Source organism: Geodermatophilus sp. URMC 61 (genome assembly GCF_052931555.1).
The window spans coordinates 1,394,983-1,418,440 of the sequence record NZ_JBRFHZ010000002.1 but is presented as its reverse complement, the minus strand read 5'-3'; the positions used below and the strand labels follow the sequence as shown (position 1 = coordinate 1,418,440).

The following is a 23,458-nucleotide window of genomic DNA, read 5'->3' as shown; positions in this document are numbered from 1 at the left end:
GACGCCGCCTCCGGGAGTACGGGGTGTCACCGTCTCCGGCGGCCCCTGCCGTCGTCAGCCGGCCGCCATGGCCAGCGGTGCGGCGGAGGCGACGAGCTGCCGCAGCTCCTCCAGGTCGAACGCGGAACCCATGGCGAGGAACCCGGCCCGGTTGGGGTGCAGGTGGTCGCCGGGGCCACCCACCGAGGTGTTGGTGTCGTAGGCGGGCAGCAGCCGACCGGGGTCGGCCGGGTCCTCGGTGGCCGCCGCGAAGTCGACCACGGCGTCGAACACCCCGCTGGTGCGGATGAAGTCGTTCACGGCCCGCCGCTGCTCGTCCGTCCCGGCCGTGCCGTAGTTCGCCAGGCCGGCCTCGGCGCCGCCCGAGGGGGTCAGCGTCGCCCCGATGATCGGGATCCCGGCGGCGTGCACCCGGTCGGCGATCTCCGCCATGCCGGCGGTGACCTCGGCCGCCGTCGCCCCGCCGCCGCCGAGGTCGTTGATGCCCTCCAGCAGGACGACGGCGCGCAGGCCGGGCTGGCTGAGCACGTCCTCGTCGAGCCGGTCGACGGCCGGCGGCCCGTCGCACGGGGTGCAGCCTCCCGGCAGGCGCCCCACCCGGGTCACCATGTTGCCGGCGATGCCCTGGTTCACGACCGAGACGACCTCGTCGTCGCCCTCGGCCAGCAGGCGACGCTGCAGCACGTCGGGCCAGCGGTCGTTGCCGTTGATGGTGGAGAAGAAGCCGTCGGTGATGGAGTCGCCGAGGGCGACCACCGTCCCGGCGTCCTCCCGCAGCACCTCCAGCCCGGTCAGGAAGAACCAGCTCGTCGTGGAGTGCGGGAACGCCTCATCGGTGGCGTCCCCGGTGTGGTCGCCCGCGCCCGGGTCCGTGACGTAGGAGCTGGTGAAGGACGCCGCATGCCAGGTCATCGGCCCGCTCGACCCCTCGACGTGCAGGCTCACCGCCACGTTGGACCGCTGCGCCTCGGCGTCGGTGAGCTCCATGGGGACGGGGTCGCTGCGCACCTCCTCACCCGGCTGCAGGGTCACCGACTGCCGGCCGTCGAAGGTGAGCTGCTGCTCGGTGCCCGGGACGACGGTGGCGCCGCTCTGCTGCAGGGCGGCGGTCGCGCGGCCGAAGGTCACCGGCTGCGTGCCGAACCGGTTGCTGAGCCGCACGCGCCACTCGTCGCCGCCGATGCCCGGGTGCACGACCATGCGCATGGTCTGGTCCTGCGCCTGCTCGTCGGGGAAGGCGTACTCGAGGAGCGGCTGCTCGACACCGGGCACCACCTCGCCCAGCGGCCCGGGCTGTGCCACCGCGTAGCCGAGCGGGTAGACGCCCTGCGGCGCGGTGGTCCACGCCGCCACCCACGGCTCCGCGCCGGGCTCCTGGTGCGTCGCCAGCGGCGGCGCCTGCTGCGGGGGAACCGCCAGCGCCGGTGCGGCCAGGACCACGCACCCGGCCGCCGTGAGGACGGCTGTCGTCAGGGATCGCACTCTCATGCTGCTCCTCCTCGAACCAGCGACCCCGTCGGGGTCTGAGGCGTGGCGGGAGGCTAGGGAGGCCGTCGGCCGTGGTGACAACAGCGCTCGTCCGACGATGTCGAACGGCCCTGCCCGCACCGCGTGTCGCGGCTGGACGCCCCGCGCTCAACCGGCGTCGGCCCAGGAGCGGACGACGGCGACGTCGAGCGGGAAGTCGACGGGGAAGGCGCCGAAGAGCAGCCGCCCGGCCGTCGCAGCGGCGCGGCGCACCTCCTCGGTGACCGACTCGGCGAGGTGCCCGGGCGTGTGGACGACGACCTCGTCGTGCAGGAAGAAGACCAGGTGCGGCCGCTGCTGCAGCGAGCCGGTGCCGCCCAGGCGCCACAGCCGGTTGCGCAGGTCGGCCAGCCAGCACAGGGCCCACTCCGCGCCGGTGCCCTGGACGACGAAGTTGCGGGTGAACCGCCCCCAGGCCCGGCGGTGCCGGTCGTGCTCCTCCCGGGACCCCGTGACCTCGGGCGGCTCGCCCAGCGCGACGGCGCGCTCGGCCCACGCGCCGGTGGGGCGTGGCGAGCCGCGGCCGAGCAGGGTGGTCACGACCTCTCCGCGCTCCCCGGCCCGGGCGGCCTCCTCGACCAGCCCGAGGGCCCGCGGATAGCGGCGGGTCAGCCGCGGCAGGACGCGGCCGCTCTCGCCCCGGGTGGCGCCGTACATCGCGCCGAGGATGGCGACCTTGGCCTGCGCCCGCGTCTCGACCACGCCACCGGCCACCATGCCCTCGTACAGGTCGGCCGCCCGGGCGGCCTCGGCCATCGCGCCGTCCCCGCTCATGCCGGCGAGCACCCGCGGCTCGAGCTGGGCGACGTCGGCGACGACGAGCCGCCAGCCGTCGTCGGCGACCGCGGCCGGGCGGACCTGCACCGGCACCGAGAGCGCTCCTCCACCGTTGGAGGCCCACCGCCCGGTCACGACGCCGCCGGGGACGAACGACGACCGGAACCGGCCCTCGCGCACCCATGCCTCCAGCCACGCCCAGCCGTTGGCGGTCAGCAGCCGGGAGAGCCTCTTGTACTCCAGCAGCGGGCCGACGACGGGGTGGTCGAGCTGCTCGAGGGTCCACGAGCGGGTGTCCTCCACCGCCAGCCCCGCCGACTGGAGCGCCCGCAGCAGGACGCCGGGCGAGTCCGGGTTCAGGTCCGGCGCCCGCAGCGCCGCGCGGACCTCCCGGGCCAGCGCCTCCAGCACCGCGGGGCGCCCGCCGTGCGGCGGACGCGGCCCCAGCAGCTCGGTGAGCAGGCGCGCGTGCACGTCGGCCCGCCACGGCAGACCGGCGTGCGTCATCTCGGCCGCCACCAGCGCACCGGAGGACTCCGCCGCCAGCAACAGCGCCAGGCGGGCGGGGTGCGTCGACGCGGCGAGCGCGGCCTGCTGGCGCTCGTGCTCGGCGAGCGGGTCGAGGCCGTCGGCCGGGTCCTCGAGCGGGAACAGCGCCGGGTCCGCGGGGGGGAACCGGCTGCAGCGCGTCCCAGGCCGCGGTCGCGCCGCCGGCGAGCAGGGACTGGTCGACGGAGGGCGAGCGCCGCAGCACCGCGTGCGTGAGCCGCAGGTCGGTGCAGCGCTCGACCCGGACGCCGGCGTCCAGCAGCCCCGGGTACCAGCGGGTGGTGTCGTCCCACACCCAGCGGACCGGCACGCACTCGCGCTCCCGGACGAACCGGGCGAGCTCGCCGGCGGCCAGCTGCGTCTCCCCGACCGTCGTCCCGTCGTCGGCGAGCTCGCGGGCCGCCACGACCCCCTCGGCCCGGCGCACGAGGACGACCCTGTTCACCCCCGCAGTCTCGCGGCCCGGTCCGACAGGTCGCGGACGCACCGAGAGGGCGTCGGTCACCCCTCGTCGGAGAACCGGTAGACCACGACGTCGATCGAGTCGGTCGCGAACGCGTACACGAACCGCAGCGGACCCTCGCCGGTGTTGCGGGTGCCGTGCTCGGCGTCACCGGGGACGAACACCGCCGATCCCGCCGTCACGGGTGCTCGACGCCGTCCAGGACGACGACCCCGCTGCCCTCGACGACGTGGTAGACCTCGGCCCGGGCGTGCCGGTGCAGCCCCAGCCGGCCACCGGGCGCCAGCTCGGCCAGCCCCGTGTGCAGCGCGGACGTCGGCGTGCGGTCGGCGCTGAAGAGCACCCGGAAGGAGACGTCGCCGCGCACCGGGTCGTCCCAGACCTCGGGCTCGGCCTCGTCGCTGTGCCGGACCTGTGGCGGCACTGCTCCCTCTGGCTCGTCGCTCCCCCGGCGCGTGGCAGAGGAGCCGTCGAGCCGCCGTTCGACCTCGCGGCGACGGGCAGCGGAGGCGGCCGCCTCGCGCAGCGCCCGGCCGACCGTCTCCTCGATCGTCGAGGTCGACAGCGCCACCCGGGCGGCGTCGAGGTCGGCGTCGTCGATGTCCACCAGGCGCTCCGTCACCAGGGGAGTGGACACCTCTGCGCCGACCCGTGGACACCGCCGAGCGGCCGGACGGCGCTGCGGAGTCCGCTGGCACGATGAAGCCCGCTGCGGAGGGCGGCGGTGTCCCTGACGGCGGCCACCCGCACCGCTCCCCCGACACGACCCTCGGAAGGACGCCCATGTCCCCCGCCGGCACCGACGAGACCTCCGTCGAGGCACTGCGCGCCCGCACCCGCGCCCTGTGCGCCGGGTTCCCCGACGCCTACTGGCGCGACACCGACCGGGACCGCCGCTACCCGCAGGAGTTCGTGGACACCCTCACCGCGACCGGCCTGCTCTCGGTCCTGATCCCGACCGAGTACGGCGGCGCGGGCCTCGGCGTGACCGAGGCGTCGGTCGTCATGGAGGAGATCAACCGCTCCGGTGGCCACTCCGCCGCCTGCCACGCGCAGATGTACACGATGGGCGCCCTGCTGCGGCACGGCAGCCAGGCCCTCAAGGACACCTACCTACCGCTGATCGCCCGAGGTGAGCTGCGGCTGCAGGCCTTCTCGATCACCGAGTCCGCGGCCGGGTCGGACACCACCGCCATCGCCACCACCGCGACCCGCGACGGCGACGACTTCGTGATCACCGGGCACAAGAACTGGACCAGCCGGATCCAGGAGTCCGACCTCGCCCTCGTGCTGGCCCGCACCAGCGAGCGGGGGGCCGACAGGACGCGCGGGCTGACCCTCTTCCTCGTCGACCTGCGCCGGGTGCGGGCCGAGCAGCCGGAGAGCCTCGAGGTCGTGCCGGTGCGCACGATGTTCAACTACGCCACCAACCAGGTCTCCTACCGGGGCGTGCGCGTGCCCGCGGACCACGTCATCGGCCAGGTGGACGCCGGCTTCCGGTACGTCATCGACGGGTGGAACGCCGAGCGCGTCCTGCTCGCCGCCGAGGCGGTCGGCGACGGCTACTGGTTCGTCGAGCGGGCCTCCGCCTACGCCATCGAGCGCGAGGTCTTCGGCCGCCCGATCGGCGCCAACCAGGGCGTGCAGTTCCCACTGGCCGACGCCTACATGAAGGTCCGTGCCGCCGATCTGATGCGCTACGAGGCGGCCCGGCTGTTCGACGCCGGCCGGCCGTGCGGGGCCGAGGCCAACATGGCCAAGCACCTGGCCTCCGAGGCCAGCTGGGCCGCGGCCAACGTCGCCCTTGACACCCACGGCGGCAACGGGTTCGTCGACGAGTACGACGTCGAGCGCAAGTTCCGCGAGACCCGCATGTACCAGGTCGCCCCGGTCAACAACAACATGATCAAGGCCTTCGTCGCGACCAAGGTGCTCGGGCTGCCGCGGTCCTACTGACCCGGCGCCCGCTCGCGCCGCGACGGCGCCGGGCGCCTCCCCCGCGGGCTCCCGGTCGCGCGTGCGCGACGCCTTCCCGTCCCCGGGACACTCGGACGCTGCCCACCATCCGGGGCAGGGGGTGACCCCGCCGAGGCACACCCGGTGGCGGGGTCCTGGAAGGGTGGCGCGATGAGCACTCCCCCGACGAACGACGCCTTCACCGAGCCCCACCTGCAGACCTCCGCGCTCCTCGTGATCGACACGCAGGCCGACTTCCTCGACGGCGGGACCGCGGCGGTCGCCGGCACGTCGGCCGTGCTGCCCGAACTCGCCCGGCTGGTCGCGGCCTACCGGGCGGCCGGGCGGCCCGTCGTGCACGTCGTCCGGCTCTACGACGGGGACGTCGACCTCGTCCGCCGGGCCGCCGTCCGGGCGGGCGCGCCGGTCGTGCGGCCGGGGTCGGCAGGTGCCCGGGTGGCCCCCGGCCTGCTGCCCGCGCCCGCGGTCGAGCTCGACGGCGTCCGCGCCATGTCCGCCGCGGAGGTCGCGCACGGGGGGGCGCAGGCAGCAGCGGCCGGCCGGGGCTGCTAGCCGTCCCGGCCTGTCGGTACGGACGGCGAGGATGGCGGCCGTGGTTGCCTTCTTCCTCCCCCGGGCGAGCGACGACGAGCAGGCCGAGCGGCTGTACGAGGCCCTCGCCGAGTTCGCCGGCTGCGAGCCCGCCCCCCCGGGCCGGCGCGTGCAGGCCATCGCCTTCCAGCAGGACGGCGCCCGGTGGGTCGCCGAGGTCGGTGCGGAGCTGCGTGGCGAGCGGACGACGCAGCAGCTCCGGCGCGGCGAGCTGATCGAGCGCACCGAGACGCTGACCTCGACCACCCGGGTGCTCGCCGTCTACCCCGGCACCCCCTTCGTGGTGGTGACCGACGCCCAGCCGATCACCGGCGCGCCGTCGCAGTGGGCCAACCCGTTCACCGCCCGGCCGGACGAGGTGACCCTCTTCGACGCGCCGTGAGCCGGCGGCGCCGGGATGCGGCCGCGTGCGGTCATCCGCCGGGGGACGACGACGACCGGCCGCATCCCGGCCCGCCCGACGGGTGGACGCAGCCGGGTGGGGCACCATGCGGGGGTCGACGGATCACCGAGGGCAGGAGGTGCGGGCGATGGACGCGGAGCTGCTGGGCGTCGCCCCACCGCCCCGTGCGGACGGCGCAGAGGTGACCGGGCCGACCGTCGCCGACGTGATGATCGGCCGGCCGAAGACCCTGCCCGCCGACGCCTCGGTCGCCGACGTCCGGGCGGTCCTCGCCGACGACCACGTCGTGATGGCCCTGCTCACCGAGGACGGCGTCCTCCGCGGCACGCTGCTGCGCGAGGACGTGCCGGACACCGCGCCGGCCGCAGCGCCGGCCCTCCCGCTGTCGCGGCTGGCCGGCCGGACCGTCGCACCGGCCGCCCTCCTCGCCGACGTGCACGCGTCCCTCCTGCGCACCGGCCGGCGCCGCCTGGCGGTGGTGGGCGACGAGGGCCGGCTGCTCGGGCTGCTGTGCCTCAAGCGCCGGCGCACCGGCTACTGCAGCGACGCGGGCGTGGCCGAGCGCGCCCGCTCCCGCCGGTGCACGCCGGAGACCCCTGCGCCGGCGGGGTGAGGGACCGGCGAACCGCTGGCGACCGCCACCACCGGCCGCACCCGCCGCTTCGAGGTGTTCCACGACGCCGCGCACCCGTCAGGGCTGGAGCTGCCCGTCCTGTCGTGACGCGTCGCGGCCCGGGTCCCCAGGAGGGACCCGGGCCGCACGTGCCGGAGACGGGTCGGCCACCCTCCAGGGACCCGCGCCGAGCCTGCGAGGCGTGGCGGGAAGGGTGGTCCTGCGTCAAGGGACGAGGATCGCCCGGCCCCGGACCTTCCCGGCGTCGAGGTCGCGGAGCGCGTCCACGGCCCTGTCCAGCGGGTACTGCTGGGTGTGCAGGGTGACCTTCCCGGCCTGCGCGAGCACCATCAGCTCGGCCAGGTCGGTGTAGGTGCCGACGATGTTGCCGACGATGTTCTTCTCGCCGGCGACGAAGTCCAGCGTCGGGATCCGGAGCTCGCCGCCGTACCCGATGACGAAGTACGAGCCGGCCGGGCCGGTCATGTGCCAGCCGTCCATCTCCGCGCCCTGCTCGGCGACGAAGTCGAGGACGACGTCCGCACCCCCGCCGGTCAGGTCCTGGACCGCCTGCACCTGGTTGCCGTCGGCGACCACGGTCTCGTCCGCGCCGATCTGCCGGGCGAGCTCGAGGGCATCGGGGTTGCGGTCGACGACGACGATCCGGGTGCCCGACAGGGCGGCCAGGCACTGGACGCCGATGTGGCCGAGACCGCCGGCGCCCTGCACGACCGCCGTCGTGCCCGGGTGCAGCAGCGGCAGGGCCTTGCGCACGGCGTGGTAGGCGGTGATGCCGGCGTCGGCGAGTGCGGCGACGTCGGCCGGGTTGGTGGACGGGTCGAGCTTCACGCAGGCGCGGGCGGTGGTGCGCAGGTACTCGGCCATGCCGCCGTCGTTGTTCGACAGCCCGGGGAAGAAGGCGTTCCCGCACTGCATGTCCCGGCCGGCGCGACAGGCCATGCACAGGCCGCAGCTGGGCTGGGGGTGCAGGATCACGGTGTCACCGACGGCGACGTTGGTGACACCCTCCCCGACCTCGTGCACCCACCCGGCGTTCTCGTGCCCGATCACGTAGGGCAGCTCCGGGTTCTGCAGGTCGGCCCACTGGCCCTCGAGGATGTGCAGGTCGGTGCGGCAGACCCCGGCGCCGCCGATCTTGACGATGACGTCGAGCGGACCCTGGATCTGCGGTTCGGGGATGTCGTCGATCGTGGGGTCGGCGTGGTACTCGTGCACGCGGACGGCCTTCACGGGTGGGTTCCCTTCGAGACGGTGAGCGGGAGCAGGGGACGGTCCTCGGGGCGGGGCGTCTGGTCGGCCTCCGACCCGGGGTAGCGGGTGGTGAGCAGACCCCGGCAGAAGTGGGCGTTGCCGTCGACGGAGATGCGCACCGAGCGGGCCCGGCGCAGCACCATCTCCGCCTGTGCGGGGTCGGGCCGGGTGCCGTCGTCGTGCACGAGCACCGGTGCCCCGTCGTCGACGGGCAGGCCCAGGGCCGCCCGCCGGCGCAGCAGCGCGTCGGTGGTGTGCTCGCCGGCCGGCAGGTCGCCGAGGGTGAGCGCCGCGACGTCCACCGTGGGGTCGGTGCGGAGCAGGGCGGTGATCGCCCGCTCCATCGCCGCGGTGTGCGCCTTGCGCTGGAACGTCGCCCGCAGCTCGTCGAGCGACTCCTCCGCCTCGTGCCCGAAGGTGCCCCGGTACCCCAGCCCGGCCGCCATCCCGCGGTTGATCAGGTCGGAGTCGTGGTGGTCGTCGAGCTCGACCAGCACGGACTGCACCCCCGGGACGGCGGACACCGCGTCGTGGGCGTCGGAGACCATGAGCCAGGCGAAGTTGGGCGCGCAGAACGAGGTGGGCAGCCGCAGGTGCACCTCGACGGTGGAGCCGTTCACCGACACCGAGCGGACGAAGCCGACGTCGGTGATCGGCTCGTCCAGCTCGGGGTCGACGACGGTGCCCAGCGCGGCCCTGACCTCGGTCTCGGAGACCTCGGTGGCGAGGTCGGGGAGCAGCGCGGTCATCGGCGTCCTCCTCAGACGGTGGCGAGGTCGGCGGCGGCCGGCTCGCGCGGGCCGGTGGCCGTCTCGTCGGCGTCGGGCAGCTGCAGGTGGGCCGGCACCGGCAGGTCGTAGAGCTTGGCCGCGTTGAGGCCGAGCACCTTCTTCTTCACCGCGGTGGTCAGCGGGGCGTACTCGGTCATGTCCTCGGGGATCTGGAAGTCCACGAAGCGCTCGACCAGCCACTTCGGCGTCCACAGCGCGTAGTCGCTGGAGAAGAGGATGCGGTCCTCGCCGAGCCAGTAGACGAGCTCGCCCATGATCTGCGCGAAGTAGCGCGGCCGGGTGTGGATGAACGGCATCGCGACGGCCAGGCCGGCGTACACGTTCGGCTCCTGCGTGGCGATCCAGCAGAAGTCCTCGAGGCGCGGCAGCCCGCAGTGCTCGACGACGAAGTTCAGGTCGGTGAAGTCCGAGGCCGCGTGGTCGACGTCGGCGACGTCGAAGGCGTCCCGGTCCAGCGGCCGGATGGTCGGGCCCTTGTGGATGTGGATGTTCCTGATGCCCAGCTCACGACAGGCCTCGAAGTAGCGGTAGGCCATGGGGTCGGTGAGCTTCCACCCGCGGGACTCGCCGTGCCAGTCGGCGGTGTAGAGCTTCACGCCCTTGAGCCGCATCCGCTCGGCGTTGGCCCGGAGCTCGTCGAGACCGTTCTCGCCGTCGCGCGGGTCCCAGTAGTGGTTGTAGGTGAGCTTGTCCGGGTGGGCCTGCGCGAGGGCGAACGCCTCCTCGGTCTGACCGAAGCCCCGGTGGTAGAACTCGGCGAGCCGGGCCGGCTGGAAGATCGCGTGGTCGACGATCCCGTCGACGAAGACGTCGCGCATCAGCCGCTCGCCGCCCTGGTAGAGGTACTCCTCGTAGCCCCAGGTCTCGGACTCCGGGCTGAGGTTGCGGTGGTAGTCGTAGAAGCAGTCGATGAACTGCTTGCCGTGGATGTTGCGCTGGTTCTCCGGACGCGCGTCCCACAGGGCGATGTGGGAGTCCACGACGTAGTACTGCTCGCCGTCCTTGCTGTACATCTCCGGCCTCCGTCGGCTCGCTGTGAGAGCGGTCACGCTCCCTGGCCGACGACGCTAGGCAGCGGGACACGGGCTGCAGAGCAGGTCGTTGTCTCACTTTGGGACGTCGTCCCGGCGGAACCGACGCGTACAGTCTCGTGACACACGACACAGCGGGTGAGTCCTCGCCCGCGGCCGGCGGAGGTGCCCGTGGACGTGCACCGGGACGAGTTGTCGAGCGCGGTCGGGCCGGTGACCGACCCCGAGCTGGCCGGGCGGACGGCGGCACCGCGGCTGCGCGCCTCGTGGCGGCGCAGCCAGGGCTACGGCGTCCCACCGGACGAGGTGATCCCCGTCTTCAGCGGCTCGCCGGACACCGGGTCGCTGCTCTACGAGTGCGCCCACCGGGTCCTCACCGACCTGCAGGCGACCATCCCGAACGAGCCGGTCAGCCTCATGGTGGCCGACTCCGAGGGGCTGGTCCTGGCCCGGATCGGCGACGACCGCGACATGCAGCGGTCGCTGGACCGGGTGCACCTGGCGCCCGGCTTCTCCTACAACGAGCGCAACGCCGGCACCAACGGCCTGGGGCTCTCCCTCGCCGACCGGGCGCCCTCGCTGGTCCGCGCCGAGGACCACTACTGCACCGACCTGCGCGGCTACACCTGCGCGGCGGCACCGGTGATCGAGCCGGTCACCGGCGAGCTGGCCGGCAGCATCAACCTCACGACCTGGTCGAGCAGCTCCTCCGGGCTGCTTCTGGGGCTGGCGCAGACGGCGGCCCACGCCACGAGCGCACTCATGCTCGTGCGCGCCGGCGGCCGGACGGTGCGGCCGGCGCCCCGCGGCGAGGTCTTCCACGTCATCGGCAGCCACCTGACCCCGGACGCCGGCGACCCGTGCGTGTCGGCGAGCTGGCGGGCCGCGACGGAGGAGGCGGCGGCCGCCGTCGCCTCCGGCCGGGTGACCGCGGTCGTCGGCGAGCCGGGCGCGGGCAAGGCCACGCTGGCCGCCCTCGCCCGCCGGCGGCTCGCCCCGCGCCAGCGGCTGCTGCACGCCCGGGCCCCCGAGTCCGGCGACGTCGCGGCCTGGCTCGAGCTGTGGACGCCGGAGCTGCGCGACGCGGACACCTGCGTGATCGTCTCCGGGCTGCAGCACCTGCCGGCGTGGGCGGCGGGCGAGCTCGCGCAGACCCTGGCCGCGGTCCGGCGGGCCGGGTCGCCCCAGCCGTTCGTGCTCTCCGCACCCGAGTTCGCGGCGATCCCCGGGCAGCTCGCGCAGCTGGCCGATGCCGTGGTCGAGGCGCCGCCGCTGCGGCTGCGGGCGGACGACGTCCTGCCGCTCGCCCACTGGTCGGCCCGCCAGGAGCGGCACCGCCCGGTCGACTTCACCCCGCGGGCGGCCCGCGCGCTGACCGGTTACGCCTGGCCGGGCAACGTCCGGCAGCTGCGCCGCGTCGTCCGGGACGCCGTGACCCGGGCCGACGTGGTCGACGTCCACCACCTGGCGCCTGAGGTGCTCGACGGCGGCAGCCGCCCGCTCAGCCGGCTGGAGCGCCTCGAGCGGGACGAGATCGTCCGCTGCCTCACCCGGCCCCACACCACGGTGACCCGCGCCGCCGAGGAGCTCGGCATCGGCCGCGCCACGCTCTACCGGAAGATCGCCCAGTACAAGATCACGGTGCCGCGCGCGACGGACTGAGCGCCCGCGGGGCGGTGGTCAGACCTGCCAGGGCGTCGTCTCGTCGAGCGCCACCAGCGCACGGGCCTGGGCCTCGGTGAGGTCGCCCGAGCGGGTCCACTCGTCGCGCAGGCCGCGCCGGGCGGCCGAGAGCGAGTGCAGCCGGGAGCTGTCCGGGGACCAGGAGTCGAGGAGCGCCAGCTGCCCCAGGCTGCGCACCAGGCGGCGGGTCCGCCGAGCTGCGTGGGAGGCGTGGGAGTCGGCCATGTCGCTGTCCTCGGTCTCGCGGGAGGGGGGTCGTCCCGCTGCGCTGGGTCTCGGTTGTCGGACGCGAGCCGCGGGCCGGCGTCCGACGTGTCGTCTCCACCGTACGAGCGGGCCGGCGCGCTCCGGGGGATCGCTGCGGTGAGGCCCCGCACACCGCACCCCGGACCGCGGTCAGGGGGCGGGGAAGGACCGGTCGCCGAAGAGGATGTGGCGGGCCGCCGCCCGACCGACCGGCGTGCGCAGCAGCGTGAACGCCGCCGCGGCGACGGTCGGCGTGCGCACCTGGGCCAGCCCCCGGCGCAGGATGAGCCGCCCCCGGAAGCGGGCGCGCAGCGCGGCACCGTCGTACCGCTCGAGGGCACGCGGCCGCCCGGTGCGCAGCGCGTCGTCGAGGACGTCGGCCGCGTGCTCCGACAGGCGCAGGCACGGGTCGAGGCCACCGGCGGTGAGCGGGGAGACCGCACCCGCCGCGTCCCCGACGAGCAGTCCGTCGGGACCGCTGATCCGACGCAGCAGGCCGCCGACGGGGATCGGGCCGCCCCGCCGCTCGACCTCCTCGGGACGGTGGTCGGCGGGCAGCCCGGGCGCGGAGGCGCGGAACCGGTCCAGGGCCCGTCGCATGCCGTCGGGGAACCGGTCGGCGTAGCCGGCGACGCCGACGTGGGCGTGCCGCCCGTCGTTGACCACCCAGGCCAGGTAGCCGGGCGCCAGGGAGGGGTCGAGCACGCAGTGGAACGTCGGTGGCCCCCCGCCGTGCGGGATCGCGAAGACCTCCTCGGCCCCGACCAGCAGGTGCCGGTTGCGGTCCAGCCCGAGGTCGCGGGCCACGCGCGAGCGGGCGCCGTCCGCGCCGACGACGAACCGCGCCCGCACCCGGATCCGGCCGTCCGGGCCGGCCAGCAGGTGCCCACCGTCCCGCCGGCCGTCGTACCGGGTGCCCAGCGCGACGCGGACGCCGGCGTCGGCCGCCTCCCGGGCCGCGGCCAGGTAGAGGGGGCCCATGTCGCCCACCCGGTACTCGTCGCGCCCGCTGACCAGCTCCACCGGACGGCCGCGTCCCGGGGGGTGGAGCACCACGCGCCGGATCGGCGGGCCGAGGCACTCCGCGGGCAGCGGGAAGTCGTCGAGGGTCTTGCGGACGAAGATGCCGGTGGTGCGGATCGCGCCGGCCAGCCCGGGCCGCCGATCGGCGAGGAGCACGTCGTGGCCTCGGCGGGCGAGCAGCGTGGCCGTGTGCAGCCCGGCCAGCCCGGCCCCCACGACGAGCACGTCGGCGCCGTCCCTCACCGGCGGGCCTCGTGCGCGGCGTGCGGTGCCTCGTGCTCGTCGGGGACCCACTCCAGCAGGTCGCCGGGCTGGCAGCCGAGCACCCGGCACATGGCCTCCAGCGTGCTGAACCGGACGGCCTTGGCCCGGCCGTTCTTCAGCACCGCGACGTTCGCCGGAGTCAGCCCGATGCGCTCGGCGAACTCACCCACGCTCATCTTGCGCTTGGCCAGCTCGACGTCGATGCGCACGACGATCGGCATCAGATGACCGCTTCCATGTCCGTCCGCAGCGTCGTGGCCTGCTGCAGCAGCGCACGCATCACCACCACGAGCAGCCCGACCACGGCGCCGGCCACGAGCAGGAGCAGGAGCACGAGCGGCGGGCCGGGGAGACCCACGCTGACGACGGACCAGACGAACGTGCCCAGGAAGAGGAGCCACGCGGCCGCGATCGCGCCCACGATCGCGTCCACCCAGGCCATGGACGCCGCGCTGAAGATGCGGTCGTCCTCGACCAGGGTGAGCAGCTTCCAGGTGCACACGATGACGACCTGGACGCAGCCCAGCCCCAGCACGGCGACCACGAGCGTCGGCCACCGCAGGTACGCCAGCTCCGGCGAGTCCTCGGCCATCGCCCCCGACAGCGCCGGCAGGAAGACCACCTGCGCCAGCACCAGGGCGGCGAACGCCACCGCGAGCAGGAACCTGAGCGGGCCGACCACCCGACGCGTCGTGATCACGCATCGATTGTCGATAGGTGCTTATCGGAAGTCAATCGATGACATGCGTCATCCCTCCGACGGGGTCGCTCGAGCACCCCGGGGTCAGCGCCCTCCCGCGTCGAGGACGGCGGCCAGCGCGTCCACGGCCCGGTCGACGTCGTCGGGCTCGACGACCAGCGGCGGGGACAGCCGGATGGTCTGCCCGTGCGCGTCCTTGACCAGGACGCCGCGCTCGGCCAGCCGCTCGCACGCGGCGCGCCCGGTCATCAGCGCGGGGTCGATGTCGATCCCGGCCCACAGCCCGCGCGTCCGCACCGCCTGGACGCCGTGCCCGACCAGGTCGTCGAGCCGGTCGCGCAACTGGACGCCGAGCTTGGCCGCGCGCTCCTGGTACTCGCCGGTCTCCAGCAGCCCCACCACGGCGTGCCCGATCGCCGCCGCCAGCGGGTTGCCGCCGAACGTCGACCCGTGACTGCCCGGCGTGAGGACGTCGAGGACCTCGTGCGTGGACACCACCGCCGACACCGGGACGATGCCGCCGCCGAGGGCCTTGCCCAGCAGGTAGACGTCGGGGACGACGCCCTCGAGCTCGCAGGCGAAGGTGGCGCCGGTCCGGCCCAGTCCGGACTGGACCTCGTCGGCGACGAACAGCACCCCGGCGTCGGTGCACGCCTGCCGCACCGCGGCGAGGTAGCCGGGCGGCGGCACGACGACGCCGGCCTCCCCCTGCACCGGCTCCAGCAGCACCGCCACCGTCTCCGGCGTGAGCGCCGCCCGCAGCGCGTCGGCGTCGCCGTAGGGCACCACGGTGAAGCCCGGGGTGAAGGGCCCGAAGCCCTCGCGCGCCGAGTCGTCGGTGGAGAAGCTGACGATCGTGGTGGTGCGCCCGTGGAAGTTGCCCGCCGCGACGACGATCTGTGCCTGCCCCGCGGGGACGCCCTTCACCCGGTACCCCCAGCGCCGGGCCACCTTGATCGCCGTCTCCACGGCCTCCGCCCCGGTGTTCATCGGGAGCACCAGGTCCATCCCGGCCAGCGCCGCCAGGTCACGGGCGAAGGGCCCGAGCCGGTCGTTGTAGAACGCGCGGCTGGTGAGCGTGACCCGCTCGAGCTGCTCCCGTGCCGCCTGCAGCAGGACCGGGTGGCCGTGGCCGAAGTTCAGCGCCGAGTACCCGGCCAGGCAGTCGAGGTAGCGGCGGCCGTCGACGTCGGTCACCCACGCCCCGTGCGCCTCGGCCACGACCACGGGCAGCGGGGCGTAGTTGTGCGCCGTCACCGTCTCGGTGAGCGCCGCGTGCTCGCTCGAGGAGAGCGGGCCGTCGGTACGCCGTGTCGTGGTCATGGGGGGCCTCCTCCGGGTGGGGCGTCGGTCTCTCCACCGGCCGGCGACCCGGTCGTGTCGGGCGGCGGCCGTGCCCAGAGGCTAGGGACGCCGGACAGCGGCATCAATGCTCCTCTGTTGCATGATCAGGGTGCATCCGTTGCGTCTGAGGGCCTACGGTGTTCGATGTGTTGCAGAGGCCTGTCGACCGCCTGGACCCGCTCGACCGGCAGATCATCGGCTGCCTGACGCGCGACGCCCGCGCCACGTACGCCGTCATCGGCGCCGAGGTCGGCCTGTCCGCGCCCGCGGTCAAGCGCCGGGTGGACCGCCTGCTGGCCGACGGGGTGATCCGCGGCTTCACCGCGCTGGTCGACCCCGAGGTCCTCGGTTGGACGACCGAGGCCTACGTGGAGGTGTTCTGGGAGGGGACGCCGTCCCCGCTGGAGCTGCGGCGCAGTCTCGGCGAGGTCCCCGAGGTGGTCGGCGCGTGGAGCGTCACCGGCTCCGCGGACGCGCTGGTCCACATCCTGGCCGCCGACATCCCGCACCTGGAGGAGGCCATCGAGCGGCTGCGGCAGCAACCCAACGTCCACCAGACCCGCAGCGAGGTCGTGCTCTCCCGGCTGATCGACCGCCCCCGCCCCTGAGGCCACCCGTCCCCCGGCTGGAGCGCCGGGCGGACGTGCCGATCAGGCGCCCCCGGCGGTCAGCGGGTCCCAGAACGCGCACTGGTGCTCCTCGGCCAGCGCGGCGTCGGGGACGGCGGTGCTCCCGCCGGCGGGCTGCAGCGAGAGCACGACCTGCTCGGCGTCGTACGACGGCCAGGCCGCCTGGCCGGGCACGCCGGGGTCGCCGCGCTGCACGAAGGCGGCCCAGTACTGCTTCATCTCCGCCGCCAGCTGCTGCTCACCGGCATCGAACGTGGGTGCGATGGGAACGCCGTTGTCGAAGCTCGGGAAGAGGTACGCCAGTTCGGCGGCGTGCCCCGCGCCCCACTCGTAGCCCGGGATCGGCTGCAGCCCGGGTCCGGTGCGGGCGGCGAACTCGTAGGCCCACGTCGGCACGTGCGCGGCCAGGTCACGGGTGAGCGCCCGGTTGGGGCAGCCGCCGATGCCGAACGCGAGGCCGGCGTCGGTGAGGATCGCACCCGAGAGGTAGGCGGGCGTGAACTGGTCCGCGTCGGCCGGCCACGGGTAGCGGGACAGGACGGCGTCGGCGTGCTCGGCGAAGGAGTCGCGGATCCACGTCTCGTACTGCTCCCTGGTCCAGCCGATGTTCCCGGCGGCGAAGGTCCGGCCCTCGTGCAGGGTGGCGCCGACGACCACCGGGACGCGCGCGAGGTCCCCGGTGCCGACCGCGACGCGCGGGTCCGTGGGGAGGAACGGCGTACCGGCGACCGGCGGGACCAGCGGGGTCGGGGCGTCGATCAGCTCACCCACGGGCTTGCCGCGCAGACAGGCCACCGCGCTCGCGAACGGGCTGCACCCGACCGCCTGCGCGACGACCTGACCCGTGGCGTCCGCGGCGTCCTGGCTGCGGCTCGGGCAGGAGCCGCTCTGGATCATGGCCCCGGCGAACAGGCCCCGGGACCCCGGGGCGACCAGGTGCGTGCAGACCGACCACCCGCCGGCCGACTCCCCGCCGATCGTCACCCGCGCGGGGTCGCCGCCGAAGGCGGCGATGTTCTCCTGGACCCAGCGCAGCGCCGCCTGCTGGTCCATGAGCCCGTAGTTGCCGGACTCGCCCTGGCGCGCGGTGAGCTCCGGGTGCCCGAGGAAGCCGAGGAGGCCGAGCCGGTAGTTCATGGTGACCCCGACGATCCCGGTCGCCGCGACGATCGCGGCCATGTCGGCCTGGTTGGAACTGCCGTTGACCAGGCCGCCGCCGTGGATGAACACGTAGACGGGCAGACGGTCCTCCGGCGTGGTCCCGGCGGGTCGTTGCACGTTGACGAACAGGCAGTCCTCGGTCTCCGAGCGCGGACCGTTCGTGCTCTCGGTCGCCGGGCAGCGGTTGCCGTAGGCGTCGGCCGGCCGGACGCCGTCCCACGGCGCGGGCGGCTGCGGCGGGCTCCACCGCAGCTCCCCGACCGGCGGTGCGGCGTACGGGATGCCGAGGTAGCCGTCCACGCCGCCGGCCTGCACGCCGCTCACCGCGCCGGACCCGGTGTGGACGACGGGCGGCTCACTCGACTCGGGCGCGGCCAGGGCCGCCGACGCCGGCAGGCAGGCGAGCACGAGGGCGGACAGCACCGCGGCCGACGTGCCGCGGAGGGAACGGGACATCGCGACTCCTCCTGCTCCGCCCGGCGCGGGCGGGGAGGTCGGCCGTTCTGATGGCTCCGAACGGGGCTGCCCATCCTGCTCCGGCCCGGCTGCCGGCAACAGTGCGGCTCCCCTCCGGTCCTGTGCGGGGCCGGAGGTCGTCAGAGGCAGAACGGACAGTCCGTGCCGCCGGCGGCGACCGTGCGCAGGCAGCGGAGCAGCGGACCGAGACGGGTGCCCTTCGGCACGAGGGCGTGCGCACCGGCGACCACGGCCTCGGGTTCCGCCTCGGGGCCTTCCCCGCTCAGCACGATGACCCGGGCCTCGGGCCGGGCGGCGCGCAGCGCTGCCGTGGCCGTCAGCCCGTCCATCCCGGCCATGGACACGTCCATGAACACGACGTCGGGGGCCAGGCGCGCGGCGGCCTCCACTGCCTGCATTCCGTCCGCGCACTCGCCGACGACGGTGAGGCCGTCCTCGTCGGACAGCGCCTCAGCGAGGGCCCTGCGCACCATCGGGTGGTCGTCGACCAGCAGGACCCGGATGTCGGCGGAGGCGTCGCCGGCGCATCCGTCCTCCGTCATCTGCACCCCTCCTCGCTATGCGGCGTGGACTCCCGGCCGGTCCTCGCCCTGGTCGGCAGTCGTCCTCCACGAGGTGCGACTGCCTACCACACCGGCTCCACCGACGGGCCGCCTGACGGCCGCTCGGCCTCGGCCCACCCAGCGAACGCCCAGCCCATGCCCAGGGCGGTCACACCGCATGCACCGACAGTGCCGGGCAAGACCACGACTCTCGCGCCTCCGACTCCTGCCGAGCCGGACGCCGAGCCGCGTGCCCCGTTCCTCCGCCGCTCTCCCCGACCGATCGTCGGCGGCGTCGCCGCCCTGGCCATCGTGCCGCGGGGCGAGGTCTGCGTCGCCGGCCTCTTCGGGCTGGTGCACGGCGCGGCGTTCGCCCGGGCCGCCTTCCCACTCCGGGGAGCCACGGTGGGTGCGCCTCCGGGGCGTCCGACGGTCCGGTGGGTGACGCTCCCGGGCAGCGGTCCCGCGCGCTGCGGGAGAGACTCCCGGACGGCACGAGGTCCTGCCGGGGACGGCCGCGGACCCGCAGGATCCAGCCTCCAGCCGGTACGCCTCCGGCGCGGCGCGGCGACCTCGGGGGGAGCGAGCGGCATGGACGTGCAGGTGACCGACGTCGTGGGAGCGGTGGGCCTCACCTCGCGCGAGGCGGAGGCACGGCGGCGGCGCGGCGAGGGCAACGTCGCCGTCAGCGCGTCGTCCCGCGGCTACGCCCGGATCCTGCGCACCAACGTCTTCTCGTTCTTCAACGTCATCCTCTTCGTGATCGGCGCGGCGCTGCTGGCGCTGGGCCGCTACAACGACGCCTTCACCAGCGTCGGGCTCGGGCTGGTCAACGCGGCGATCAGCGCCGTGCAGGAGATCCGCGCGAAGCGCAAGCTCGACCGGTTGCAGCTGCTGAGCCGCAGCCCGGTCACCGTGCTCCGCGACGGCCGCGAGGTCTCGGTGGCGCAGGAGGACGTCGTCCGCGGGGACGTGCTCCGGGTGCGCCCGGGCGACCAGGTCGTCGTCGACGGCCCGGTGCTCGACGGCGGCCGGGTGGAGGTCGACGAGTCGCTGCTCACCGGCGAGTCCGAGCCGCAGCTGCGGGGGCCCGGCGAGGACCTGCTGTCGGGCAGCTCCTGCGTGGGTGGCGGGGGCTCCCAGCTCGCCCGGGACGTCGGCGCGTCGAGCTACGCCAGCCGGCTGACCGCCGAAGCGCGCCGGGCGTCCACGGACACCACCCCGCTGCAGCGCCGCATCCAGTTCGTCGTCCGCCTGGTCATGGTCCTGGTGGCGCTGATGAGCGCCACCATCCTGCTGCAGGCCGCGCTCGAGGGGTTCTCGCTCGTGCGCGTCGTGCAGACCACGGCGGTGCTGTCCGGGCTGGTGCCCTACGGGCTGTTCTTCCTCGTGGCGGTTGCCTACACGGTCGGTGCCGCGAAGAGTTCCGACCGGGGCGCCCTGGTGCAGCAGGTGAACGCGGTGGAGTCGGTGAGCAACGTCGACGTCGTCTGCACCGACAAGACGGGGACGCTGACCACCGGCCGCCTCTCACTGGCGGAGGTCCGGCCGGTCGGCCCGCTCGGGGCCGCGGCCGTGGAGCGGCTGGTCGGCTCGCTGGCGCGGAGCGGAACCGCCGCCAACCTGACCTCCTCGGCGCTGGCCGCGGCGCTGCCAGGCGCGCCGTGGGAGGTGCGGGAGGAGGTCCCGTTCTCGTCGTCGCTACGGTGGAGCGCGCTGCGCACGGACGACGGGGTCCACGTCCTGGGCGCGCCCGACGCCCTGGCCCCGTCCCTGTCCGGCGCCCCGCTCACCGACACGGTGCGGGCGCTGACCGGGCAGGGACTGCGGGTCCTGGTGATCGGGCGCGCCGCCGATCCGCAGGCCCGGCTGCGCGACGACACCGGCCGGCCACGGCTGCCGGCCCTGGAGCCGCTGGCCGTCGTCGCCCTCGCCGACGAGCTGCGGCCGGACGTGCCCCGTACCCTCGCCGGACTCACCGCCGGCGGCACCGCGGTGAAGGTGGTCTCCGGCGACGACCCCCGCACGGTGGCTGCACTGGCCCGGCAGGCCGGGCTGGACGGCGGGGACCCGGTGACCGGCGCCGAGCTCGACACCCTCTCCGACCCGGAGTTCGACGACGTGGCGGCCCGGACGACGGTGTTCGGCCGGATCGCCCCGGAACAGAAGGAGCGCCTCGTCGCCTCGCTGCGCCGGCAGGGCCGGTACGTGGCGATGGTCGGCGACGGCGTCAACGACGCCCGCGCGCTCAAGCGCGCCCACGTCGGCGTGGCGATGAGGAGCGGCAGCGCCGTCACCCGCGACGTGGCCGACATCGTGCTCACCGACGACTCGCTGACCGCGCTGCTGCCCGCGCAGCAGGAAGGCCGGAGGATCATCTCCGGCATCGGCACCTCGATGCAGGTCTTCCTCGCCCGGGTCGGCACGCAGGGCCTGGTGATCCTCGCCGTGACGATGCTCGGCCTGGGGTTCCCCTACTCCCCGGCCCAGGTCGGGCTGACCCTGCTGACCGTCGGCCTCCCGACCCTCTTCCTCACCATGTGGGCCCGCCCCGCACTCCCGGACCCCCACCTGCTGACGTCGCTGTGGCGGTTCGTCGTCCCGGCGATGGTGGTCACCGCCGCCGGCGGCGTCGCCGTGTACGCCTACCACTACACGACGCTGCTCGAGGGGTTCACCGCGTCGGACGTCCCCGACTTCGTCGTGACGGACTTCGAGCGCTACACCGGGCTCTCGTCCGGTGAGGTCGGATTCGCGGAGGCCGCGGCGACCATCGGGGCCCAGACGGCGCTGTCCACCTTCGTCTCCTACGCCGCCTTCCTGCTGATCCTCTTCCTGAAACCCCCGCACCGGCTCTTCGCGTCGTGGACCCGGCCCGACGGTGACCGGCGGCCGGCCGTGCTCGTGGCCGTGCTCGTCGCCACGTTCACCGGCGGGCTGTTCGTCGAGCCGTTCACCGACTACTTCGGGCTCACCCACGCCGCCGACCCGGTCTTCACCACGGTCCTGCCGGCGCTGGTGCTGTGGTTCGCCGTCCTGACCGCGGCCTACCGGTTCCGGCTCCTGGAACGGGCCCTGGGACTGGCTCACCTGCCCGGGGCGAGCGCCGACGGACGTGGACCGGCCCACGGCTGACCGACCGGTCCGCTCCTCCCGCCGACGGTCGTCCGGGGCGCGGTCTCGTGCAGCACCCCCCGCCCAGGGTCGTGGAGGGCCTCGGCGGCGACGGTCAGCGCGGCGAGCACACCGTCGACGGCCGGATTGCCGACGGCGGGCCGGGTCAGCACCCCGACGTGTCGGTGGACGCCCACCCCGGCGAGCCGGGACGTTCCCACCCCCGGATCCGGGACGTGGCCCAGGACCGGCACGAGGGCCACGCCGAGGCCGGAGCGGACGAAGCCCCGGACGACGTCGTAGTCGTTGCTCCGGTAGCCCACCCGGGGCTCGAAGCCCGCCTCGGCGCAGATCCGGTGGAGGCACGTGGCACCCGCGGTCCCCTGCCTGGTGGCGACCCACGTGGCGTCCGCCAGCTCGTCGAGGCGCACCTCCCCCGCCCCGGCCAGGGGGTGTGCCGCAGGCAGCACCAGGACCAGGTCCTCGCGGAGCAGCGGGGTCACCGTCAGCGCGTGCGGACGCCGGACGGGGACCCGGGTGTAGCGGTGGACCAGTGCGACGTCGAGGTCGCCGTCGTGGACCCGAGGGGTCAGCTCGTCGGGTTCCCCCTCGTCCAGCAGGACCTCGACGGACGGGTGGCTGGCATCGTCCCGCTGTCAGACCGTGAACTTCACGCCCTGCGCCAGGGGCAGCTCGCCGGAGTAGTTGATCGTGTTGGTCGCCCGGCGCATGTAGCTGCGCCAGGCGTCGGAGCCGGACTCCCGGCCGCCCCCGGTCTGCTTCTCGCCACCGAAGGCCCCGCCGATCTCGGCGCCGGAGGTCCCGATGTTGACGTTGGCGATGCCGCAGTCGGAGCCGTCGGCGGCGAGGAAGCGCTCGGCCTCGGCCTGGTCGGAGGTGAAGATGCTCGACGACAGGCCCTGCGGGACGTCGTTGTTGAGCGCGATCGCCTGCTCCAGCGTCCGGTACGGCAGGACGTAGAGGATCGGCGCGAAGGTCTCCTGCCGCACGATGTCGGTCTGCGCCGGCATCCGCACGATCGCCGGTTCGACGTAGTAGGCGTGCGGAGCCTCGTCCGCGAGCCGGCGCTCCCCGCCCACGACGACCTCGCCGCCCTGCTGGCGCGCGGCCTCCAGTGCGTCCTGCATCGCCTTGAAGGAGGCGTCGTGGACGAGCGGGCCGACCAGCGTCCCCTCCTCGATCGGCGAGCCGATGGGCAGCCTGCGGTAGGCGGCGGCGAGCCGGTCGGTGAGCTCGTCGACGACGTCGACGTGGGCGATGACCCGGCGCATGGTGGTGCACCGCTGCCCGGCCGTGCCGGCGGCGGCGAAGACGACCCCGCGGGTGGTGAGGTCCAGGTCGGCCGACGGCGTCACGATCGCCGCGTTGTTGCCACCGAGCTCGAGCAGCGAGCGGCCGAAGCGGTCGGCCACCCGCGGGCCCACCACCCGGCCCATGCGCGTCGACCCGGTGGCGCTGAGCAGGGCGACGCCGGGGTGGTCCACCAGCGCCTCACCCACGTCGGCGCCGCCGAGGACCACCTGGCTGAGTCCCTCCGGCGCACCCTCCTCGGCGATGGCGCGGTCGAGCAGGGCGGCCGAGGCCAGGGCCGACAGCGGGGCGAGCTCGGAGGGCTTCCAGACCACCGGGTCCCCGCAGACCAACGCGAGGGCGGTGTTCCACGACCAGACGGCCACCGGGAAGTTGAACGCGCTGATCACCCCGACGACGCCCAGCGGGTGCCAGGTCTCCATGAGTCGGTGGCCGGGCCGCTCCGAGCTGATCGTCCTGCCGTAGAGCTGCCGGGACAGCCCGACGGCGAACTCGCAGATGTCGATCATCTCCTGGACCTCGCCCAGGGCCTCCGAGGTGATCTTGCCGACCTCGAGGCTGACCAGGGTGCCGAGGTCGGCCTTGTGCTCGCGGAGCAACTCGCCGAAGCGGCGCACCAGCCCCCCGCGGACCGGCGCGGGCACCGTCCGCCACGTCTGGAACGCCTGGCCCGCGCGGGACACCGCATCGTGCACGTCGGCCGCGCCCTGCCAGCGGACGGAGGCCAGCGGCGCCCCGTTGATCGGGGAGGTCACCGGGTGGTCACCGGAGACGGAGTCGAGGTCGACGCCGCAGCGGGCGGCGGCCTCCCGCGCCGAACGGCTGAGGTCGTCGGCGGTGGGCAGGGTGGTCACGAGCAGCTCCTCGGGTCGGGGGTCGGCGGCCACCACGCGGGGTCCTTCCACGGTGGGGGCACGGTGGTCATCTCAGCGGGTGTTCGGATCAGGCC

At 74.8% G+C, this 23,458-nt stretch carries 22 protein-coding genes and 1 pseudogene; 7 read left to right on the top strand and 16 right to left on the bottom strand.

Annotated features, from left to right (window positions below; genetic code table 11):
* Positions 1–54: 54 nt before the first annotated feature.
* From ACU610_RS06595 to ACU610_RS06580, 4 genes are all read right to left on the bottom strand, one after another.
* Positions 55–1,488, bottom strand: a complete 1,434-nt coding sequence (locus tag ACU610_RS06595) for an SGNH/GDSL hydrolase family protein (RefSeq protein ID WP_446766910.1) — start codon at positions 1,486–1,488, stop codon at positions 55–57.
* Between the two features lie 147 nt (positions 1,489–1,635).
* The gene (locus ACU610_RS06590) at positions 1,636–2,958 is read right to left on the bottom strand and encodes a bifunctional 3'-5' exonuclease/DNA polymerase (RefSeq protein ID WP_446770697.1); all 1,323 of its coding nucleotides are present in this window, start codon (positions 2,956–2,958) and stop codon (positions 1,636–1,638) included.
* A 396-nt stretch (positions 2,959–3,354) separates the two neighbouring features.
* Positions 3,355–3,498 (bottom strand): hypothetical protein, encoded by a 144-nt coding sequence (locus tag ACU610_RS06585; protein ID WP_446766909.1) that lies wholly within the window; start codon positions 3,496–3,498, stop codon positions 3,355–3,357.
* Positions 3,495–3,938 carry a cupin domain-containing protein gene (locus ACU610_RS06580; RefSeq protein ID WP_446766908.1) on the bottom strand — a complete coding sequence of 148 codons (444 nt, stop codon included), beginning with the start codon at positions 3,936–3,938 and terminating at the stop codon, positions 3,495–3,497. Before ACU610_RS06580 ends, ACU610_RS06585 begins: the two co-directional genes overlap by 4 nt.
* Positions 3,939–4,099: 161 nt before the next feature.
* Here ACU610_RS06580 and ACU610_RS06575 point away from each other — a divergent pair, with 161 nt between their 5' ends.
* The 4 genes from ACU610_RS06575 (at position 4,100) to ACU610_RS06560 (ending at position 6,900) form a co-directional block, all read left to right on the top strand.
* On the top strand, positions 4,100–5,272 hold the full coding sequence (locus ACU610_RS06575; RefSeq protein WP_446766907.1) for an acyl-CoA dehydrogenase family protein: 1,173 nt from the start codon (positions 4,100–4,102) through the stop codon (positions 5,270–5,272).
* Between the two features lie 171 nt (positions 5,273–5,443).
* Positions 5,444–5,845: a cysteine hydrolase family protein gene (locus ACU610_RS06570; RefSeq protein WP_446766906.1), complete on the top strand. Its 402-nt coding sequence runs from the start codon at positions 5,444–5,446 to the stop codon at positions 5,843–5,845.
* A 31-nt stretch (positions 5,846–5,876) separates the two neighbouring features.
* Positions 5,877–6,266 carry a hypothetical protein gene (locus ACU610_RS06565; RefSeq protein ID WP_446766905.1) on the top strand — a complete coding sequence of 130 codons (390 nt, stop codon included), beginning with the start codon at positions 5,877–5,879 and terminating at the stop codon, positions 6,264–6,266.
* A gap of 148 nt (positions 6,267–6,414) precedes the next feature.
* On the top strand, positions 6,415–6,900 hold the full coding sequence (locus tag ACU610_RS06560) for a CBS domain-containing protein (RefSeq protein WP_446766904.1): 486 nt from the start codon (positions 6,415–6,417) through the stop codon (positions 6,898–6,900).
* A gap of 225 nt (positions 6,901–7,125) precedes the next feature.
* Here ACU610_RS06560 and ACU610_RS06555 read toward each other — a convergent pair whose 3' ends face one another.
* The 3 genes from ACU610_RS06555 to ACU610_RS06545 are packed head-to-tail and all read right to left on the bottom strand — an operon-like array spanning position 7,126 to position 9,976.
* The gene (locus tag ACU610_RS06555; RefSeq protein WP_446766903.1) at positions 7,126–8,151 is read right to left on the bottom strand and encodes an NAD(P)-dependent alcohol dehydrogenase; all 1,026 of its coding nucleotides are present in this window, start codon (positions 8,149–8,151) and stop codon (positions 7,126–7,128) included.
* Positions 8,148–8,921 (bottom strand): iron-sulfur cluster assembly protein, encoded by a 774-nt coding sequence (locus tag ACU610_RS06550; protein WP_446766902.1) that lies wholly within the window; start codon positions 8,919–8,921, stop codon positions 8,148–8,150. Before ACU610_RS06550 ends, ACU610_RS06555 begins: the two co-directional genes overlap by 4 nt.
* 11 nt (positions 8,922–8,932) lie before the next feature.
* The gene (locus tag ACU610_RS06545) at positions 8,933–9,976 is read right to left on the bottom strand and encodes an amidohydrolase family protein (protein WP_446766901.1); all 1,044 of its coding nucleotides are present in this window, start codon (positions 9,974–9,976) and stop codon (positions 8,933–8,935) included.
* Positions 9,977–10,165: 189 nt separating this feature from the next.
* On the opposite strand from ACU610_RS06545, the gene ACU610_RS06540 reads away from it, so the two are divergent.
* On the top strand, positions 10,166–11,656 hold the full coding sequence (locus ACU610_RS06540) for a helix-turn-helix domain-containing protein (RefSeq protein ID WP_446766900.1): 1,491 nt from the start codon (positions 10,166–10,168) through the stop codon (positions 11,654–11,656).
* 18 nt (positions 11,657–11,674) lie between these two features.
* On the opposite strand, the gene ACU610_RS06535 is transcribed toward ACU610_RS06540, so the two are convergent.
* The 5 genes from ACU610_RS06535 to rocD form a co-directional block, all read right to left on the bottom strand.
* Complete coding sequence (locus ACU610_RS06535; RefSeq protein WP_446766899.1) at positions 11,675–11,902, bottom strand: hypothetical protein; 228 nt, start codon at positions 11,900–11,902, stop codon at positions 11,675–11,677.
* Positions 11,903–12,073: 171 nt separating this feature from the next.
* A complete protein-coding gene (locus ACU610_RS06530) occupies positions 12,074–13,189 on the bottom strand; it encodes an NAD(P)/FAD-dependent oxidoreductase (RefSeq protein WP_446766898.1) in 1,116 nt (371 codons plus the stop codon).
* Complete coding sequence (locus ACU610_RS06525) at positions 13,186–13,431, bottom strand: helix-turn-helix domain-containing protein (protein WP_446766897.1); 246 nt, start codon at positions 13,429–13,431, stop codon at positions 13,186–13,188. Before ACU610_RS06525 ends, ACU610_RS06530 begins: the two co-directional genes overlap by 4 nt.
* A complete protein-coding gene (locus ACU610_RS06520; RefSeq protein WP_446766896.1) occupies positions 13,431–13,910 on the bottom strand; it encodes a DUF2975 domain-containing protein in 480 nt (159 codons plus the stop codon). Before ACU610_RS06520 ends, ACU610_RS06525 begins: the two co-directional genes overlap by 1 nt.
* 84 nt (positions 13,911–13,994) lie before the next feature.
* Complete coding sequence (gene rocD / locus ACU610_RS06515) at positions 13,995–15,233, bottom strand: ornithine--oxo-acid transaminase (protein ID WP_446766895.1); 1,239 nt, start codon at positions 15,231–15,233, stop codon at positions 13,995–13,997.
* 167 nt (positions 15,234–15,400) lie between these two features.
* Between rocD and ACU610_RS06510 the strand changes: the two genes are divergently transcribed.
* Positions 15,401–15,862, top strand: coding sequence for an Lrp/AsnC family transcriptional regulator (locus ACU610_RS06510; protein ID WP_446766894.1), 462 nt, complete (start codon positions 15,401–15,403; stop codon positions 15,860–15,862).
* Between the two features lie 42 nt (positions 15,863–15,904).
* Here the strand turns inward: ACU610_RS06510 and ACU610_RS06505 are convergent, their stop codons facing one another.
* Together ACU610_RS06505 and ACU610_RS06500 are read right to left on the bottom strand one after the other, a co-directional pair.
* Positions 15,905–17,500 carry a carboxylesterase/lipase family protein gene (locus ACU610_RS06505; RefSeq protein ID WP_446766893.1) on the bottom strand — a complete coding sequence of 532 codons (1,596 nt, stop codon included), beginning with the start codon at positions 17,498–17,500 and terminating at the stop codon, positions 15,905–15,907.
* 140 nt (positions 17,501–17,640) lie between these two features.
* Positions 17,641–18,063 carry a response regulator gene (locus ACU610_RS06500; protein ID WP_446766892.1) on the bottom strand — a complete coding sequence of 141 codons (423 nt, stop codon included), beginning with the start codon at positions 18,061–18,063 and terminating at the stop codon, positions 17,641–17,643.
* 591 nt (positions 18,064–18,654) lie between these two features.
* Between ACU610_RS06500 and ACU610_RS06495 the strand changes: the two genes are divergently transcribed.
* The gene (locus tag ACU610_RS06495; protein WP_446766891.1) at positions 18,655–21,198 is read left to right on the top strand and encodes an HAD-IC family P-type ATPase; all 2,544 of its coding nucleotides are present in this window, start codon (positions 18,655–18,657) and stop codon (positions 21,196–21,198) included.
* Here ACU610_RS06495 and ACU610_RS06490 read toward each other — a convergent pair.
* Positions 21,150–21,809 (bottom strand): annotated as a pseudogene (locus tag ACU610_RS06490) (LysR substrate-binding domain-containing protein); the annotation flags it as partial. The gene ACU610_RS06495 and the pseudogene ACU610_RS06490 overlap by 49 nt on opposite strands.
* Positions 21,810–21,833: 24 nt before the next feature.
* Positions 21,834–23,399, bottom strand: a complete 1,566-nt coding sequence (amaB, locus tag ACU610_RS06485; RefSeq protein WP_446766890.1) for an L-piperidine-6-carboxylate dehydrogenase — start codon at positions 23,397–23,399, stop codon at positions 21,834–21,836.
* Positions 23,400–23,458: the final 59 nt, after the last annotated feature.

Coding starts and splice junctions, on each gene's coding strand:
- ACU610_RS06595 (WP_446766910.1), bottom strand. CDS start 1,488: ATGAGAGTGCGATCCCTGACGACAGCCGTCCTCACGGCGGCCGGGTGC.
- ACU610_RS06575 (WP_446766907.1), top strand. CDS start 4,100: ATGTCCCCCGCCGGCACCGACGAGACCTCCGTCGAGGCACTGCGCGCC.
- ACU610_RS06570 (WP_446766906.1), top strand. CDS start 5,444: ATGAGCACTCCCCCGACGAACGACGCCTTCACCGAGCCCCACCTGCAG.
- ACU610_RS06565 (WP_446766905.1), top strand. CDS start 5,877: ATGGCGGCCGTGGTTGCCTTCTTCCTCCCCCGGGCGAGCGACGACGAG.
- ACU610_RS06560 (WP_446766904.1), top strand. CDS start 6,415: ATGGACGCGGAGCTGCTGGGCGTCGCCCCACCGCCCCGTGCGGACGGC.
- ACU610_RS06550 (WP_446766902.1), bottom strand. CDS start 8,921: ATGACCGCGCTGCTCCCCGACCTCGCCACCGAGGTCTCCGAGACCGAG.
- ACU610_RS06545 (WP_446766901.1), bottom strand. CDS start 9,976: ATGTACAGCAAGGACGGCGAGCAGTACTACGTCGTGGACTCCCACATC.
- ACU610_RS06535 (WP_446766899.1), bottom strand. CDS start 11,902: ATGGCCGACTCCCACGCCTCCCACGCAGCTCGGCGGACCCGCCGCCTG.
- ACU610_RS06525 (WP_446766897.1), bottom strand. CDS start 13,431: ATGCCGATCGTCGTGCGCATCGACGTCGAGCTGGCCAAGCGCAAGATG.
- rocD (WP_446766895.1), bottom strand. CDS start 15,233: ATGACCACGACACGGCGTACCGACGGCCCGCTCTCCTCGAGCGAGCAC.
- ACU610_RS06505 (WP_446766893.1), bottom strand. CDS start 17,500: ATGTCCCGTTCCCTCCGCGGCACGTCGGCCGCGGTGCTGTCCGCCCTC.
- ACU610_RS06500 (WP_446766892.1), bottom strand. CDS start 18,063: ATGACGGAGGACGGATGCGCCGGCGACGCCTCCGCCGACATCCGGGTC.
- ACU610_RS06495 (WP_446766891.1), top strand. CDS start 18,655: ATGGACGTGCAGGTGACCGACGTCGTGGGAGCGGTGGGCCTCACCTCG.